Annotated in this window: 11 protein-coding genes; 7 read left to right on the forward strand and 4 right to left on the reverse strand. The window is 44.5% G+C overall.

Features of this window, described 5'->3' with window-relative positions:
- Positions 1-29: 29 nt before the first annotated feature.
- From B5X68_RS21130 to bshC, 5 genes are all read left to right on the forward strand, one after another.
- Positions 30-1,046: a glycosyltransferase family 2 protein gene (locus tag B5X68_RS21130; protein WP_082216749.1), complete on the forward strand. Its 1,017-nt coding sequence runs from the start codon at positions 30-32 to the stop codon at positions 1,044-1,046.
- Complete coding sequence (locus B5X68_RS21135; RefSeq protein ID WP_082216750.1) at positions 1,033-2,148, forward strand: glycosyltransferase; 1,116 nt, start codon at positions 1,033-1,035, stop codon at positions 2,146-2,148. The genes B5X68_RS21130 and B5X68_RS21135 overlap by 14 nt, the downstream gene beginning before the upstream one ends.
- 1 nt (position 2,149) lies before the next feature.
- Entirely contained in the window at positions 2,150-5,041 is a 2,892-nt protein-coding gene (locus B5X68_RS21140; RefSeq protein ID WP_082216751.1) for a putative Ig domain-containing protein, read from the forward strand.
- 145 nt (positions 5,042-5,186) lie between these two features.
- Positions 5,187-7,001, forward strand: coding sequence for an acyl-CoA dehydrogenase FadE (locus tag B5X68_RS21145; protein WP_082216752.1), 1,815 nt, complete (start codon positions 5,187-5,189; stop codon positions 6,999-7,001).
- 268 nt (positions 7,002-7,269) lie between these two features.
- The gene (gene bshC / locus B5X68_RS21150; RefSeq protein WP_082216753.1) at positions 7,270-8,823 is read left to right on the forward strand and encodes a bacillithiol biosynthesis cysteine-adding enzyme BshC; all 1,554 of its coding nucleotides are present in this window, start codon (positions 7,270-7,272) and stop codon (positions 8,821-8,823) included.
- A 15-nt stretch (positions 8,824-8,838) separates the two neighbouring features.
- Here the strand turns inward: bshC and B5X68_RS21155 are convergent, their stop codons facing one another.
- The 3 genes from B5X68_RS21155 to B5X68_RS21165 all read right to left on the reverse strand — a co-directional run bounded on the left by B5X68_RS21155 (position 8,839) and on the right by B5X68_RS21165 (position 11,122).
- On the reverse strand, positions 8,839-9,897 hold the full coding sequence (locus tag B5X68_RS21155; protein WP_229208511.1) for a hypothetical protein: 1,059 nt from the start codon (positions 9,895-9,897) through the stop codon (positions 8,839-8,841).
- The gene (locus B5X68_RS21160) at positions 9,857-10,465 is read right to left on the reverse strand and encodes a hypothetical protein (RefSeq protein ID WP_082216755.1); all 609 of its coding nucleotides are present in this window, start codon (positions 10,463-10,465) and stop codon (positions 9,857-9,859) included. The genes B5X68_RS21155 and B5X68_RS21160 overlap by 41 nt, the downstream gene beginning before the upstream one ends.
- A 93-nt stretch (positions 10,466-10,558) precedes the next feature.
- A complete protein-coding gene (locus B5X68_RS21165) occupies positions 10,559-11,122 on the reverse strand; it encodes an RNA polymerase sigma factor (protein WP_082216756.1) in 564 nt (187 codons plus the stop codon).
- A 202-nt stretch (positions 11,123-11,324) separates the two neighbouring features.
- Here B5X68_RS21165 and B5X68_RS21170 point away from each other — a divergent pair, with 202 nt between their 5' ends.
- Both B5X68_RS21170 and B5X68_RS21175 read left to right on the forward strand, forming a co-directional pair.
- Positions 11,325-12,548: a 4-hydroxy-3-methylbut-2-enyl diphosphate reductase gene (locus tag B5X68_RS21170; RefSeq protein WP_082216757.1), complete on the forward strand. Its 1,224-nt coding sequence runs from the start codon at positions 11,325-11,327 to the stop codon at positions 12,546-12,548.
- 151 nt (positions 12,549-12,699) lie between these two features.
- Positions 12,700-18,159, forward strand: a complete 5,460-nt coding sequence (locus B5X68_RS21175; RefSeq protein ID WP_082216758.1) for an alpha-2-macroglobulin family protein — start codon at positions 12,700-12,702, stop codon at positions 18,157-18,159.
- Here B5X68_RS21175 and B5X68_RS21180 read toward each other — a convergent pair whose 3' ends face one another.
- Complete coding sequence (locus tag B5X68_RS21180; RefSeq protein WP_082216759.1) at positions 18,160-18,900, reverse strand: MIP/aquaporin family protein; 741 nt, start codon at positions 18,898-18,900, stop codon at positions 18,160-18,162.
- Between the last annotated feature and the right edge of the window lie 93 nt (positions 18,901-18,993).

Raw genomic sequence — 18,993 nt, forward strand, 5'->3', positions numbered from 1 at the left:
TTTTTGCCCCAAAACATACACACCCCTTCATGGATGTATCCATTATCATTATCAATTACCGGACACCTCAACTCATAATCAATTGCTTAGACTCTATTTACAAGTTTACTTCGGGCATTTCTTTTGAGGTTGTCGTCGTTGATAATGATCCGGAAAACGGTGGCGGAGAACTCGTCAGAAAGTCCTATCCGGAAATTACATGGATTGATTCCCCGTCCAACGACGGTTTTGGCATTGCCAATAACCGGGGAATGGCAGTGGCGAAAGGAAAATATTTCCTGCTCCTCAATGCCGATACATTAATTACAGACAATGTCATTTACCGCTGCTTCGAACGCATGAATGTGCGAACGGATATTATTGCCTGCGGTGCGCTCCAATATTATGCTGATGGCTCGCCGATGCCGTTTTATCAAAGCTTCAATGATTTCAGGAGAACGTTTTTCATCTTACCGATTAGTAATGTCGTGGATAAGATTGTCAAAAAATTCTATCCCGAGCCTGAATATGCCGATCCGGACCAGCACGACTGGCTTGTAGGCGCTTTTATTTTTCTGCGCAGGGAAGGATTTGAGAAAACCGGCGGTTTCAGCGACGATTTCTTTATGTATGGCGAAGATGTGGAATGGTCCGGGCGACTGGGGAAGCTGGGCAAGCTTTGCTATTTCAAAGACTGCACATTCATTCACCTCGAGAACAACAATCCTTTTCGACGGACCAATATTTCCTGGATCAACCGTTTCAGCACACAAATGCAGATTTCCAACTTCCTGTGGGTCAGGAAACAATACGGAATATTTCAGTATTTACTGCTTATTGTTCATTACATTATGATGATCCCGGTTATTTATGGCTGGAAAATGGCTTTTAATCTGAAAAAAGACGGAAACCCCTTTACAGAACTCCGCACGCAACATATATATGTGCGCAAAACCCGGGTGATCCTGAAATATTTTTGGAAAACACTCCTGTTGAAAAAAGGGCTATATAAAATAAAGCCCGAAGAAAATATTGATCTGCTAACAGCTGTACATGAACAACGTTAAGAAAAAGATCCTCTTTTTTACTCCATATGCCACCCGGACGGGATCAGAAATGATGCTCCTCTACATCGTAAAAAAAATCGACAGGAGCCGGTTCGACATTGGAATAGTAAGCTTTGCAAATGGTGAATTATTGAAAGAATTTCCTGCGGATATTCCTGTTTTTATAGCGCCCAAAACTTTCAATATGGTAGAAAAGATTTCTTTTCACCTCGGGATCCATCCAACATTAAAATATTTAAGAAAGCTGGCAAAAGATTTCAAGGCGGATTTTTGGTACGTTAACACCACCATGATGCCTGAAACGATCGTCGTTGCAAAAGAATTTTCCATTCCGGTGATCACGCATTTTCATGAAATGCCATTGACCTACACCTATTTAAGTTCGCCCGACTTTAAAAGCATTATCGACTATTCAAGCTTGCTTATCGGTTGCTCGCAAACAACTTGTGAGCCCATCAAAGATGCGGGTGGAAAGAATGTGGAGCTGCTTTATTCTTTTATTGATCACACCCTCGTAAAAAAAGACGAAAAGCGAACAGCCGAGTTGAAACGTGCGCTGGGCATTCCTGCAGATGATTTTGTGTGGATTTTGTCGGGAATGACGTCAGAAAGAAAAGGTTTTGACATGTTACCTGATCTTGCACAAGAACTGAATGATCCGCACGTTCATCTGATATGGGTCGGCGCCAGCATTGACGACGGGCTGGTTTATTACACCGAACAGCGCTGCAAGAATTCGAAATCGGCAACGAAAATTCACCTCGTAGGGAAGCAAAAAGAAGATTATTATAATTACCTTAACATGGGAAATGGGTTTTTACTGACATCGCGCCAAGACCCTTTTCCATTGGTGATGATTGAAGCTGCGTTGCTCGGTAAACCGATTGTTTCCTTTCCCTCGGGCGGTGTTTCTGAATTTGTAAAAGAAGGAATGGGGATTGTAACCCAGGATATTAGTATAAAACAAATGGTAAAAGCGATCCGCTCCATCATGCGCGGCGAAACGGTTACCAGCAGTGAAAAAAGCATTGAGGTTGCGAGCCGGTTCAATATCGATAATGGCTACAATCATTGGATCACATTAATTGATAAAAATTATTAGCATGCACAATTCTACGTACGGGTCTAAACTGCTCACGAAGGTTTTCTTTGTGGTTTTGGCTTGGACTATCTCTTTTCAATCGCTTCACGCTCAGACCAGTCCGGCGCCTACTGAGGCGGACAACCAGCGTTATCTTGCATTAATGTTGCTCAATGTGCTGGACAAAGATGAGCAGGGACCCGAGCTCGATCTGATCAGATCAGCACATGCGTATGGAATGAATGCAGTTTATCTGACCATTCCCTGGGATAAAATTTATTACAACTCGCCCACCGACAAGCCACTTTGGGACAAATTCGACCAGCAGGTTAAAACGGCCACGGATCTTGGTATGAAAGTGGCACTCCGCATTCACCTCGGCAGGCATAGCACAAGAATTAAAGGATTTTGGGAGCCGTCGGACAGCCATCAGAGCTCTACCGGCAAGCCGGTTTTGAGCGGATATCAGGATACTTCATTCGGATTTGATAATCAGCCTGTTATAGCAAAAGCGCAGGCATTTGTAAAAGAAACGGTTACCCGTTACAAGCATCTTCAAACCAATAAACAACTACTTTTTGTCTCGATCACCACAACCGGCACGCAAGAAGGTGAATATCCCGCCGGATTGATTGAAAATGGCAAAGAAGGGCCTGCGGTCTATGATTATTCCAGATCCATGATTACCGGGTTCCGTGAATTTTTGAAAACACATTATAAAAAACTGCAACGGCTTAACTATCTCTGGGGCGTAGAACATAAGAGTTATGAAGACGTGCTGCCGCCCGCAACACCCTGGGAGCCAGGCGAAACGTTCCGCCAGCGCGCCGGAAAGGATTGGTACATTTACCGTCACCTGGTGCTGAAACGCTTTACGGAACAAATGATCACAACAGTTAAATCTGTCGATCCGAATGTGAAGTTCGTATCAGATTATGGCTCTGTTTTTGACAAGCCTTCGAATGTGCGCGGGACATTGGGTTTCAGAAGTCTGAACGAAAAAGCGGATGGAATTAAAATCAATGATGACCTCGCCAGCCATGATCACAGATGGTCCGTTGACATTATTAAAAGTGCGGCTCCGGCCAATTTTATCGCTGCAAATGAACTGTTTATCAACACTGCATTTGATAACAATGCTCATTTAAAACAAATCAACGAAAATTTCGAACACGGCGCGAATGTCGTTGCGGTTGTGGCTTCGCAGCAAGGAACGATGAACAGGGCTGAGCCATTTTTGCGGCAAGCAGCCCAAACGTGGGTAACCCAGGCGATGAAACCAATCGTTTACAGGGATTCTGTAAGTTACAGGCTCTCAGCTGCCGTGGAAAAAGGCGGGCCGATCAATGTTATTTTCGACGAATGGAGAAAACGCGCATATGCCGATCCCGCGAATCCAAAACCGGTCTACATTAGCATGAACGAGGACATTCTGGCACCCGAATATTGGAATGATGCCTCTAATTATCCTCCTTATGTGTTCCGCCCGGTGCCGATGCAGATCATTGCCGTTAACAAAGATTTCACTTTCAGACTGCCGACTGATACATTTTCAGATGTCGACGGAACAATCGTCAAAATGGAAGTTGGGGCATTGCCGGGCTGGTTGAGTTTTGAAAATGGCCAGCTAAGAGGCAGACCAACAACATTAGGCGATTACCGGATCCAGGTAAAAGGGATTGACGATGAAGGTGGCACAACGGAAGCATTTTTGACCATTCGTGTGGATACGCGCGAAAACGCCAACAAACCGCCGACAGTTGACGCTAATTTCTCAAACCAAACGATCGCGCTCAACAAGCCATTTTCCTTGCCCATTGCCGACGGTGCTTTTGAGGATGCGGATGGCGAGGTAACCAAAATTGAAGCGAGCGAACTTCCAAGCTGGCTTAAATTTGCGAATGGCGTTTTAACCGGAACACCTACAAAGCTGGGTGAATACAGGATCAGTTTCAAAGCTTATGACGACTTGAATGCGTTTGTGGAAACCTACTTTACGATTAAAGTCGTGGAGCCACAATTCCTGAATGCGCCACCATATGCAAGCAGCTCGCTTCCAGTGAAATATGCGCAGCTAAACATGCCATTTAATTACATCTTACCGACTGAAATTTTTGGTGATCCGGATGGCTATATTTCGTCCATTTCATTACAAAACCGGCCTTCATGGCTCAATTTTCAGCTGAATGTATTTTCCGGGACACCTACGGAAGAAGGTGAATACAGACTCATCATCAGGGCTTATGACAATGCTGGTGCGTATGTTGAAGTGCCTTTTATCTTAAAAGTCGAGATCCCGGAAGTGCGTTTCGAGCTTGTTCAAGGCGGTAACAAAGTCGATCAACGCGTGATCAGGAAGCTCTCGGGCGACGACGTTATTCCTTACAGCGAACTGCCGTCCTTACTGAACATTTTCGCCTACGGAAATTTTGAATATGACAAAGTTGATTTTGATCTATCCGGTCCATATAACAAGAAATCGCAAACCAAAACATTTCCATTTGCCCTTTACGAAAATGCAAGCGGGTTTGCGCCTTACATAGGCCGTTACACATTAACCGTTACTGCCACGAAAGAGGATTCCGTGATCGTTACTAATTCGATACAGTTCAGTATTTCGTTTGGCGACTCCATTAACATTACCAAAGACCTGGAAGACTGGCGCTTTTTCCCAAATCCGGTGGAAAGTGTTTTCAATGTAAAACTCCCGGCAGACCTCATCGCCAATGATATTTCTTACGAGCTGATCACGGTTTCTGGCAAGAGAATCGATTTCCCAAAGGAGTTTGTCACCGTCTCCGACGACCTGGCGAACATTGATTTATCCAAGTTGCACATTTCGTCAGGCATTTACTTTGTCCGCTTGCATGCCAACGGCGCGCTTTTAAAACAGTTTAAGATCTTCAAAAAATAAGTTTCAAAATCAGGAAACCTCCTCATTCGATTTTTGCGAAAGGTATGCTTGCATAATAATGCGAATGATTTATATTTGCAATACACAAAGTAGTATGCAAGCATACCTTAATTCAAACCTTAGTCATCAATAAAGATTAACGAACATGGCCGTTGCAGAAGCGAACAAGACGTCTATTAAGGGAGGGGAATTTTTGATTAAAGAAACCTCGTCTTCACAAATTTTTATTCCTGAGGAGTTTACAGAAGAACAGCGTATGATTGCAGACACTTGCCGGGAGTTTCTCGGCAAGGAAATCTGGCCCATCCTGGATGAAATCGATCATGCAAAAAGTCCTGCTCTGATCTCCGGTTTAATGGATAAGGCGGGTGAATTGGGTTTGCTGGGAACTGCGGTTCCGGAGGAATATGGCGGTTTTGGTATGAATTTCAACACTTCCATGCTGGTTGCAGAAGCCACTGGCGCAGGAAACTCTTTTTCCGTCGCACTTTCGGCACACACGGGCATTGGCACATTGCCTATCTTATATTACGGCAACGACGAACAAAAAAGCAAATATCTTCCCAAGCTCGCGACGGGCGAATGGAAAGCAGCATATTGCCTGACTGAGCCAGATTCTGGCTCGGATGCCAACTCCGGAAAAACCAAAGCGATCCTTACTTCCGACGGCCAGCATTATTCTATCACAGGCCAGAAAATGTGGATTACAAACGGCGGTTTCGCGGATATTTTTATTGTTTTTGCCAAAATTGAAGAAAATGGGCAGGCTGATAAAAACCTCAGCGCTTTCATCATTGAGAAATCCTTTGGCGGGATCACCATGAATGCGCCGGAGCATAAAATGGGCATTAAGGGCTCCGATACGCGCCAGATTTTCTTTAACGATTGCCTGGTTCCAATTGAAAATATGCTTTCGGAGCGTGGAAACGGGTTCAAGATTGCTGTGAACATTTTGAATATTGGCCGGATAAAACTGGCTGCTGCGGCGTTGGGCGGTGCCAAAAAGGTAACCCAACAAGCCATAGGATATGCCAACGAAAGAAAACAATTCGGAACGGCGATAGCGCAATTTGGTGCGATCAAGCACAAGCTGGCCGAAATGGCTACGCAAATGTTCGCAACGGAATCGGCGGCTTACCGGGTTGGACAAAATATCGATGACCTAATCTCTACTTTCCAGGAAAAAGGAATGTCGGATGCCGAATCCAAGCTGAAAGCCCTCGAAGAACTGGCCATTGAATGTGCCATTATGAAAGTGCATGGCTCGGAAGTGCTTGATTATGTGGTGGATGAGGGTGTGCAAATTTACGGCGGAATGGGCTTTTCAGCCGATGCACCCATGGACCGCGCTTACCGTGACAGCCGCATTAACCGGATTTTTGAGGGAACCAATGAAATTAACAGACTGCTTGTCGTGGATATGCTTTTGAAACGCGCGATGAAAGGCCAGATCGATCTGATGGGACCTGCGATGGCGGTTGGAAAAGAAATTATGTCCATTCCCGATTTTAGTATTAGTGAAGATGAAACGCTCTTTGCCCCCGAGAAAAAGGTGATCCAGAATCTCAAAAAAGCTGCATTAATGGTTGCCGGAGCGGCGGTGCAGAAGTTTATGATGAAGCTTTCGGAAGAACAGGAAATTATCATGAACCTGGCCGATATGGTCATTGAAATCTATGCAGCAGAATCAATTTTGTTGCGTGTTGAAAAGCGGATTGACTTGCTGGGAACGGAGGCCAATAAGCTGCATGAGGATATGGCCATCATTTATCTGCATCGGGCTGTTGAGAAAGTAAATAGTGCCGGCAGAGCCGCTATAACGAGTTTTGCAGAAAGCGAAGAGTTGCGTGTCATGCTCATGGGATTGAAACGATTCACGAAAATTGAACCGGTTAACCTCAAAGACGCCCGCCGCAGGGTCGCTGACGAATTGATTGCCAAAAACGACTATGTTTTTTAAATAGAAGATATCTCAGGCGGATAGTTCAGACGAAAAGTCATGTTCTTGAAGCCTGCGCAACTGAAAACCAAATGAATTAATGAAAGCCGTATCTGTATCAGGTCCGGCTTTTTTGTTGTGATGAACGGTTTTTTATTCTACCCCAAAATGCGCAATTTTGGGAAACCAAAGTCCTCCGTTTTCACGTTAGGATATCAGTTTGTTTGAATAAAATATCGCTAAATAATTTACGTTGGATTCTCTACTAGTTACTGAAAAACCACCTTTCATGACCCTGCATTCCCTGGATCTTCGTACAACGGGCCAATTTCCTGCATTACTCCTTGATTATCTCGATCAAAAACCTGCATTGAAACCGTTTTACAGTATTTATCCTACATTGGAAAACGCAAAAGAGGCGATCATCAGCAAACAGAATTTTGATACTGAAAAGCGCAAAACGCTTGTCGATGTTTTAGAAAAACAATATACGGGACTTCCCTATCTTCCTGATTTCTCCATCCTTTTAAAGGAAAATACATTCACCGTTACGACGGGCCACCAGCTTAATATTTTCACAGGGCCGCTTTACATTATTTACAAAATTGTAACGACGGTGAAGCTCGCACGAGCACTGAAAGAGGCCTATCCGGAGTACAACTTCGTGCCCATTTACTGGATGGCTTCGGAAGATCACGATTTTGAGGAGATTGCCGCTTTTCATCTGTTTGGACAAACGCATAAATGGACCGGCGAACATAAAGGAGCCGTTGGCCGCTTGAATCCGAAAGAACTGGAAAGCATTATCAAGCAAATGCCCGATAAGCCGCTTCTGTTTGCGAAGGCTTACCTGGAAAATACCACGCTTGCCAATGCCGTTCGATGTTATATGCACGAATTATTCGGGAAACAAGGCTTAATTACGCTTGATGCAGACAATGCAGATTTAAAACGCCACTTCCTTCCGGTAATTCAGGAAGAATTGACCGACTCTGTTTCGGAAAAACTGGTTACAGAAACCACCGGCAAACTCAATGCACTGGGTTACCACACACCGCTTCACGCAAGAGAAATCAACCTTTTTTACCTGGCCGACGGACTTCGCGAGCGCATTACGCGTGACGGCGATGCATTCCAGGTTTTAAATACGGATATCAAATTTACAAAATCCGAAATACTGGACCTGGCTTCAAAAAATCCTGAACTTTTCAGTCCTAATGTCGTTCTCAGACCATTATACGAAGAAGTTATTTTGCCAAATCTTGCGTATATAGGCGGACCGTCGGAAGTGCCGTATTGGATGCAGTTGAAAGGTGTTTTTGAGCATTTCAATGTTCCTTTCCCTATGTTGATGCCCCGTAACTTTGCATTGTATCTTAATAATTTACAAGGCAGAAAGGTGCAGAAATTAAGGATTGACTATAAGGACCTTTTTCTGGATGAGGTTGCCTTGAAAAAAACTTTCGTTGAGCGAAATACGGAGCATATACTAAGCCTCGAAGATCAGAAAAATGCCTTTGATAATATTTTTGAAGCAATTTTAGATAAAGCAACGGCCGTGGACCAAACCATGTATGGTGCCGTTAAAGCAGAGCAAACGCGATTGCTAAATTCCTTAAAACATCTGGAAAAGCGCATTATCAAAGCCGAAGAGCGCAATCACGAGTCTGAAATTGTGCAACTGATAAGCCTCAAAAACAAGCTGTTCCCGAACGGAATCGCCCAGGAACGCTATGATAATCTGCTGAATTTCTACATTAATGATCCGGAGTTTATCGAAAAGTTATTTGATGTTTTCGATCCGCTCGATTTCAGATACAATGTGTTAGTTGAAGATAAATAGCTTATTAAAAGCTGCTTAATCTTTCAACTTAACATCTCCAAACCGCGATACAACGGTAATTCTGGTTCCAGATCCGGTGCCGACTTTTCCCTGATATTGCTTCTGTTTGTAGGCCTTATCATCCTTAGATGGCTGCATGGAAAAATTGACGTTTGAAGAAGGATAACTGAAATTCCCGTAAGTAACCGTCACATTGAACTGGTTAGCATCTGCCGGCAAGATAATCGAGGAGTAAGATGCCTGAATATCAATGTTTTCCGCAGAATTGGTGAGCTGGTCGATCTTGAAATTGCCTGAGTAATTCAGCTTAATCTTTCCCGAACCGCGCATCGTGCCGATTTTTGCGCCGGAATAATCAATGTCCGCATCCAGATTGGTAACATCGCCAATGTTCAGTTCACCGAATTTATTGGTAATAAACACCTTTTTAGCCATATCCAGCTTCAAGTTCGAATACTGGCATTCCAGCTTTCCGCCATCCATTTTACCGATTTTAGCACTTCCATAGCGCACATCTATGATATTTTCGGCGTTGTCCAGCAAATTGGCAACAAAATTTCCATAGCGGGAATCAACAGTCAGCGGCGCGTGGAATGAAGGAATATCCGTGTCGCCAAACTTATTACGCACGATCAGCGCGTTTTCTTTTGGCATATAAACCGTATAATCGATCTGAATGAAATTCTTTTCGCCTTTTCTGTTATTCCAGCCATTATTCCCGAACTGGCTTCTGTCAATATGAGTGGTCAGATTGATCTGGTTTTTAATCCGCTTTTCGTCGATTTTAACGGCACCCAGATATTCAGAAGCCCGACCGTCCGTGGGCGCATTGGCTGTTACAATGATCTCAACCTTAATCTCTTCCTTATTCCACAGATTGATTTTTACCTGACCGAACTGGTTATCGACGACCAGCTGATCATCGTTTTTAACATCAAAAACCTTTACAATATTCCTTCTCTTTTCCACGAGCCCGTTTTGTTCCGGATCCGGGTTTACTGCCAGCAACATCTGTGGCAGCATGATCATCATGCTAAATAACAGGTGCGCTGTCGACTTGTTTATCGTCTTCATTTTTTACTTTGTTAATGCGTTGCAAAATTTCTAATTGTTGGTTGAGCAGGTCAACCTGCCATTGTAAGTTCTGGACCATCGCTTCCAGCAATGCTTCCTGGTTAGGAGCATTTGATAAGTTGGAACGCAGGTTTTGGTAACTCACCTCCAGACTCGCCAGATCAGCAGAAAAATCTTTGTACAACTCCGGATTATTCCTGGCGAGCTTAATGATCTCCTCTCTTTTCTGGTCTATTGCAACATTGTACGTATTGAATTCACGGGCATAGGTGGGGACTTTGAGAGCCACACGCGGATCGCGGGTTATGCCGTATTCATTATTGAGGTAAACTAAAAACCCAATTCCCAGGGCCAGAAACACACCGGCCGCTATGCGCCAGTCAAAATAAGGGCTGCTTAATCGCCTAATTTTTTTTTTGGACTGCTCTGGCACGATCGGAATTTCGCTATGTAATTTGCTATCGATCTGGCTCCATAAAGAATCCTGCGGTAAGAAAGTATCAAATCCATCCCTGTTATCTCGCACAAACCGCTCCAATCGATCTTTTTTATCAGAAGAATTTTTCATAGATTCATTAACTTGTCATGTGTAAATAATGTTCTCAAATCCGTAATCATTTAGATGAAAATGAACCAACTAAGTTTAACCAGCTTGCTATAACTATTTCGAAAGCATTTCCGTAAGCTTTCTTTTAGCCCTCATATATTGGGTCCGTGACGTGGTTTCGCTGATCCCCAACACCTCTCCTATTTCCTCATGATCGTAGCCTTCAAATAAGTAAAGGCTTAGCACCACTCTATAACCATCCGGCAGTTTCTGAACCGTGTTGCGCACCCGCTCCACTTCCAGATTTGTCTCATGCTCATCCATTCCGAAATAATTGTCATTCCGGTCGCTGTCTTCCATCGTTTCCTGCCATTCTTCAATCTCCACCCACTTCACTTTCCGGCTCCGCATGTGGTTAATCGCCTTGTTTACGACGATTTGTTTCAACCAAGCACCAAATGTCGACTGCTGCCTGAATTGGTGGAGGTTCGTAAAAGCATCCACAAATGCCTCCTGCAAAGCGTCCTCTGCTTCCCCCAAATGATTCAATATCCGCATGCAAATGTTGAACATGGCTTTGGAATACGACTTGTACAGCTCGTATTGCGCTTTGCGCTCACCGAGTTTACAACGTTCCACCAGTTCGACGTGCCGGTCAGGGTAAAATTGTGTTTTCAAGCAGCAGGCTAATATATATTTGAACGTTCTGTATAAAGGACAGTAGATGAGACTACATGTTGCATCAACAGGAAAAAAATTTTCCGGAAACGTCGTCCGAACAATGTTGGGTCAACCGTTGTTCTTAAAAAAGGCGCGTATATTTTTGATTATTGGTCATAATATAGCCTAATTTGTTAACTGCAATCTACCAATTTAGTCAATGAAAACGTTCAACATTCCTGATTTTTACCGGAGCAGGATTATTACGCCGATCAAGGAATTTCGTCGTAAAAATGATAAGCTGAAACGTGACTATGCGCCTACATTGCTGGATTTTGGCCCGGTGCAGTTCCTGATTGCACGCCATTTTGGGTTTTGTTATGGGGTAGAAAATGCGATTGACATTGCCTACAAAGCGATTGCCGAAAATCCGGATAAAAGGATTTTCCTGCTCAGTGAAATGATCCATAATCCGGACGTGAACCGTGACCTGGTGGATCGGGGCGTGCGTTTTATTATGGATACCAAAGGAAATCCACTCATTCCGTGGGAAGCGCTTACACCTGAGGACATTGTGATCGTTCCAGCGTTTGGCACAACGGTTGAAAACCAACGAAAACTAACGGAACTGGGCATTAACGCCTATGTTTATGATACAACTTGCCCTTTCGTAGAAAAAGTATGGAACCGCGCGGCACAGATCGGGGAGAAAAATTACACGATCATTGTCCACGGCAAACCCAATCACGAAGAAACACGCGCAACATTTTCGCACAGTAAAGAAAATGCCCCGACAGTCGTGGTCGAAAATATGACGCAGGCTGAACGTCTGGCTGACTATATGAAGGGAACGTTGCCAGCAGCGCAATTTTTTCAAGATTTTAAAGGTCAGTATTCCAGTGGCTTTGATCCCGAAAAAGATTTGCAGCGCATCGGCGTGGTGAACCAAACAACCATGCTGGCCTCTGATACACAAGGCATTGCCGATTTTTTGAAAAATGTGATGATCAAACATTACAGTCTTCGCCCGGAGCAGGTCGAAGATCGTTTCGCGAACACGCGCGACACATTATGTTACGCGACTAATGATAACCAGGATGCCACTTATGCCTTGCTTACGCATGAGGCAGATCTGGTGATCGTTGCAGGCGGTTATAACAGCTCCAATACCACGCATTTAGTAGAGCTTTGCGAACAAAAATTCCCGACCTATTTTATCGAATCTGTGAATAAAATCCTGGATAAACAGCTTATCCGGCATTTCAATATGCACTCCAAAGAGGAAATAGTCACAGAAAACTATCTTCCGCAACACACACCGGCCCGCATTATGCTCACATGCGGCGCTTCCTGCCCCGACGCGGTTGTAGAAGGCATTTTGACCCGGTTACTCTCCTTTTATGAGGGAGCAAAAGACATTAACGAGGTTATGAAGCAGTTCTGAATGTAAACCGAAAAAACATTTAACCTACCGTTTGCTCAATTAAATGGGCTTGCGGGTTTTACTAAAATTATATTCGTAGGATGGCTCAGAACGGCCGTCCTTTTTTCGTTTCTTACGTGTGTTCTCACCTACGTTTACTCCCTTCGTGATTATGAAAAAGACCTCTGCTATTGCAATCTTTTTGTGCCTTTTTACTTCAATAATCTTAAACAGTTGCTCCTCTCTTAACGAAATCCGCGTTGCCGGGACCAACTTTACAGATGAAATCAGTCAGTCCCAAAACCTCGTTTTTACATTCAATAAGGACATTGTCCCTGAAAGCGAACTAAATGATTGGGATTCAACACAATATGTGCAGTTCGAGCCCGCAGTCCGCGGAAAATTCAAATGGTCAGCACCGAACGAACTCGTTTTCTCACCCGTCTCCGGATTTGGTGCCGCTACTAAATATACAGCCAAACTAACCGATCAGCTGATTGAAAAGGTTGATAAAGAGACGAAATTATCGGTTTCAAAAGATCCGTTGGATTTCCATACGCCTTATCTTCAAATGGTTGAGACAGAAAGCTGGTGGGCACTCTCCCAGGAAAGCGGCAAGCAGGAAGCGCGATTAAGAATGATCTTCAATTATCCGGTAAACGGCCAGAATGTTGCTGAAAAACTGAAAGTAACGCTTGATAATAAGTCACTTGATTACAAAGTATTACCAACACCAAATGAGCATACTGTAACACTTGCCATCAGCAATCCCGGAAAGGTCGATAACAATCCGCTCCCCGTCAATATTACCATTGAAAAAGGCCTGAAAGTTCAAAACACCTCTTATATAAGCCAGGAAGCTATTACCAAAAGTGCCAGTTTGCCCTCGCCGCTTCACCTAGAAATCGTTGATATTAAAACAGGTTTTGAAAATAACTCAGGTTTTGCGCGTATTGTTACAACCCAGGAACTGGACAAGGAAAGCATTGCAAACGGCTTCAAGTTAAATCCTGAAATTACAGTTCAGACCGAGCCGACCGAAAATGGCTTCATTATCCGCGGTGAATTCAATGAGACAGAAACCTATAATTTGCTCATTAATAAAACATTGAAAGGTGTTCTGGGCTCATTGCTGGAAGATGAGACTTCCAAGGATCTGTTTTTTGGAAAAATGCCCGCTTCGATTGCATTTGCTAATAAAAAAGCACTTTACATGACGCCAAAAGGCTCTAAGAATCTCGGCGTTCAGATTGTGAACATTCCTAAAGTGCAGGTTAAAATTTCAAAATTATATGCCAATAACATTCTGAGCTACGTCCGCAACAATCGCTGGAACGAATACGGCTATTCGGGCGATGATTGGGTGGAAACCGGCGCATTTAATTACAGCGACGACCGGGAGAATGAGCTGAGCGACGTGATTGTGGATAAAACGGTGGAAACTGAAAACCTGCCTAAAAACAAAGGAATTGCCGCATTAAATGTTGCATTACCCGAAGATAATCAGCGGAAAGGTGTTTATCTCGTTTCCGTAAATTCAAAAGAAGAGGCTTATCTCGGCGCAACCAAACTCGTCTCCATCTCAGACATTGGCCTGATCGCGAAACAAGGCAAAGACGAAATGTGGATTTTTGCCAATTCGATTAAAACCAATGAACCGCTTGGCGATCTGGAAATCACGCTCATCAGCTACAACAATCAGACTGTTCACACGGCAAATACGAACGGCGAAGGCATTGCGCACATTGAAAAGCTCAGCGAAATAGCGCCCGGGTTTAAAATCGCAATGCTCACTGCCAGCATTAAGGAAGACTTCAATTATCTGATTTTAGAAGACACGCAAGTTGAAACTTCACGCTTCGAAGTGGAAGGTTTGAGGGATAACGTGTCCGGTTTGCAGGCTTTTATCTACGGACAAAGAGATATTTATCGTCCGGGTGAAACCATGCATTTCAACACCGTTATCCGCACAAAGAAATGGGATAGCGCCAAAGAAATTCCCCTTAAACTGCGCATAGTAACGCCAAATGGTCGGGAATATCGCACCTGGCGGAAAAATACGAACGAGCAAGGTGCAGTTGAAATTGAAGTTCCTCTTGACGCGGCCGGACTCACCGGAACATATGTGCTGGAAGTTTACAATGGTAATGATATTCTGCTTGCTTCGCATGCGGTAAGCGTCGAAGAATTTATGCCGGACCGGATAAAAGTCGATTTGAGCGGCGCTGGGAAGGAATATGTTTCAGGAAGCAATGTGTCGTTAACCGCAACGGCAACCAACTTGTTCGGCCCGCCAGCCAGCAGCCGCACTTACCAAATGGATGCCCAATTTAAAAGAAAAGGTTTTTCCGTAGCTGCTTTCCCCGAATTTGTGTTTGATATTCCAGGTGAAACGGCATTTGAAAAACAAAGCCGCCAGGGCGTTACCAACGAGAAAGGACAAGCAACAGAAAGTTTCCCTATTGCCGCTGGCTTGAAAGACATCGGCGTGCTGGAAGGGAAAATATTTGTGACCGTTTTTGATGAAAATGGCCGTCCGGTCAACCGTTTGCAGCGATTTGATGTTTTCACACAGCCAACATTCTACGGAATTCGCCTTCCTGATGCCTATGTAGGAACCAATGCACCGGTTCCGGTTGAAATTATTGGTGTAAATAGCAAAGGCACTTTGCAGAAAAGCAACGCCAAAATAGAAGTCGTACGGCTTGAATATCAAACAGTTGTCGAGAAACGATATGACGTATTGCAATACACTTCCAGAAAAAGTGAAAAGATCGTTTATTCCGCAACATTAGAACTGAAAACAGGTAAAGGAAGCATTCAATACGTGCCCACGGTTTCGGGAGAGTACGAGGTTCGCGTGCGCAGGCCGGGGGCGGAACATTACACGCTCGCACACTTCTATGCATATGGCTACGGTTACACGCAATATTCTTCATTTGAGGTGAGTAATGAGGGGCGGGTTTTGATGGAAACCGATAAGAGTAGTTATAAAGTCGGGGAAAAGGCTAAAATTTTGTTCAAGACACCATTTGATGGAAAACTTCTGGTCACGGTTGAGCGAAACAATGTGCTGGAACAACATATTTTGAAAACAGAAAAAAAGGCTGCGGAACTGCCATTAAATTTAAAGGAAGAGCATTTGCCGAATGTCTTTATCACCGCTACATTGATCCGGCCTTTCGACACGACGGACATGCCGCTTACAGTAGCGCATGGTTTCATTCCAATTCTTGTAGAAGACCCTGATCGGAAATTGCCAATGGCTATAACGGCAATTGAAAAATCCAGATCTAAAACGAAACAACAAATCAAAATTAAAACTGCTCCTAATGCACAAGTTACGCTTGCGGTTGTGGATGAAGGAATTTTACAAATCAAAAACTCGAAAACGCCCGATATCCACGGCCATTTTTACCAAAAATGTGCTCTGGAAGTAACCACGCATGATTTATATGCACAATTATTTCCTGAACTGACCATCAGCGGTTCATCCAGCTTCGGCGGTGATGGTTACGATCTGGAAAGAAGGATCAATCCTTTGAGCAATGGCCGGACGGAACTCGTATCGTTTTGGAGCGGCTTGTTGACGGCCAATGGCAGCGGCGAAGTTACATTCGATGTCAATTTGCCGCAGTTCAGCGGAGATCTCAGAATCATGGCTGTTGCTTATAAGGACAATGCTTTCGGTTCTGCAACAAAAAATATGAAAGTGGCAGATCCTGTGGTGATCAGCACGGGCTTACCGAGATTTTTGAGTCCTGGTGACGAGCTGACGCTTCCTGTTAACATTAGCAACACAGAAAGCAAATCGGCAAATGCAACTGTTTCTGTGCAGCTTAGCGGCCCGCTCTCATCCGGAGCGGCTCCATTAACTCAAAAAATGACCATCCTGCCCGGGAAAGAGGCACGTGCCATTTTCTCCGTGAAAGCCTTGCAATCCATCGGGCCTGCGAACATTACGGTTAAGGTTTCAGCATTTGGAGAAACCTTCACAAATCAAACCAACATTACGGTCCGGCCTGCATCACCTCTTTTGAAATCCAGCAGTTCTGGTCAAATTGCGGCTGGGAAACAGGGGTTGATTAACCTTGCCTCAACGTTTATTCCGTCAACCAGCAGAAGTCAGCTTGTTTTGAGCCGGTCGCCATTGGTACAAGGCGGCGGGAAGGCGCTTTCTACATTGCTTGGCTATCCGTATGGTTGTCTGGAACAGACTGTTTCCAAGGCATTCCCACAAATTTATTTCGCGGATCTTGCCAAAGCGATGGCTGCACCGGTTTACACTGTGAAAAGTGGCGCCAGCGATTTCAATCCTATGACGAATGTGCAACAAGCAATCAGGAAAGTGGAATCGCTGCAATTGTTTAATGGCGGCCTGGCGATGTGGCCCGGTTCAACGCAGGAAGACTGGTGGGCAACTGCCTATGCAGCACACTTCCTCGAGGAAGCAAGAAGAGCAGGCTTTGAAATCAATGCAAAAACGCTCAGCCGTGCACTGGATTATCTGAAAACACAAACCGGAAACACTGCTAACAAAGAAATTGTAACTGCAAGCACGGCTAACGGACTTAATTATAGAAATGAGCCTTCGTCAGGCTCTCAATCCCGCAAAACAGTGGCAAGGAGAGAAGCGATATACTCGCTTTACGTGCTGGCGTTAAACAGCCAGCCAAACCGGGCTTCTATGAATTACTATAAGCAGAATCCGCATTTGCTCACATTGGATTCGAAATATTTGCTTGCTGCGGCGTTTCAGCTGGCAGGTGACACGAGGAACTTCAATGGTTTATTGCCAAAAAAATATGTTCCGGAAAGCGGCACACAAGTTTTCGACAACAGCTATTCATCTCCGTTACGGAATATGTCATTGGTTTTGAATACACTTATAGAATCAGATCCTGACAATGCACAAATACCCGTTTTAGCTCGCCAATTGTCTAAAACGGTTCAATCAGCCGCTTCCCTGAATACGCAGGAAGCTGCGTTTTCGGTTTTGGCATTAGGGAAATTGGCTAAAAAAACAGCAGGATCAACGGTTACCGCAACGGTTTCGGCCAATGGAAAAAATCTGGCGACATTCAATGGAAAAGAGCTGAAAGTTTCCAAAGGAATTGACAATCAGAAAGTCACAATCCAGACACAAGGCTCGGGTGACCTGTATTGGTTCTCACAGTCGGAGGGAATGTCTGCAACCGGGGCTTATGCGGAAGAAGATCAGGGATTAAGCATTCGCAGACAATTTCTCACCCGCGACGGTGCACCAGCGCAAACTTTCAAACAAAACGATCTGATTGTTGTGAAGCTGACATTGACGAGCACAAATGGCTTGCCGATTGAGAACATTGTGGTAACCGATATGCTTCCATCGGGTTTTGAAATTGAAAACCCAAGAATTACTGAGCCACGCGATATGCCGTGGATAAAAAATGCTTCAAGCCCTGAATATCTGGACATTCGCGATGACCGGATTCATTTCTTTACCACTGCTAATAATGTGGCCAAGACCTTCTATTATCAAGTCCGTATTGTTTCCAAAGGAGAATTCACGGTAGGCCCGGCCGCTGCGGACGCGATGTATCAAGGCGAATATCGCAGTTATTCAGGTGGCGGAAAAATAACAGTGGAGTAATTAAAAGTAGAAAAACCGTAAAATCAAACCACCGGCGATGGCTCCTAAAACGGGGCCCGCAACCGGAATCCAGCCATAGGACCAGTCCGAGCTGCCTTTATCAGGAATAGGCAAAATAGCGTGCGCAATCCGCGGCCCTAAATCCCGAACCGGATTAATGGCGTAACCCGTGGTGCCTCCCAACGACAATCCAATACTCCAAACAAGCATTCCGACCAGGTAAGGAGCCACGCCAGAAGGAATTCCGCCCCGGTCGGGATCAGAAGTTCCCGCATAACCTATGGCAACGACGCCCACAATAAGTATAATGGTGGCAATAAATTCACTGACAAAGTTGGAACCGGACGATCTGATCGCAGGGCCTGTTGCGAAACAAGCCAGTTTTGAACCTTGGTCCTCGGTTGCTTTCCAATGAGGCAAATATTGGAGCCAGACCAACACGGCACCCAGAAATGCTCCAATTAACTGGGCCGGAAGATAACTCGCCAGCAAACTATAATCCTGACGGAGGAATGCAAACGCAATCGTTACAGCAGGGTTCAAATGTGCGGCAGCGCTTCCAAAAGCGTTAGCCGTAAAAATCCCGATCATAACCGCAAATCCCCAGCCCGCTGTAATGACGATCCAGCCGGCACTTTCACCCTTGGTTTGTTTGAGAACGACATTGGCGACGACGCCGTTGCCTAATAAAATGAGGACCATCGTTCCGACTAATTCTCCAAGAAAGGGTGAAGGTTGCATAAGTTACAAGTAAGGTTGGATCAGCGAATATGCGAATAGTTTCATAATTTCTGACATCAATACCAAAAAGAATATTTCCTGAATTTTTTACCA

The sequence above is a fragment of the Dyadobacter psychrophilus genome (assembly GCF_900167945.1).
In the GTDB taxonomy this organism is placed as follows: domain Bacteria; phylum Bacteroidota; class Bacteroidia; order Cytophagales; family Spirosomataceae; genus Dyadobacter; species Dyadobacter psychrophilus.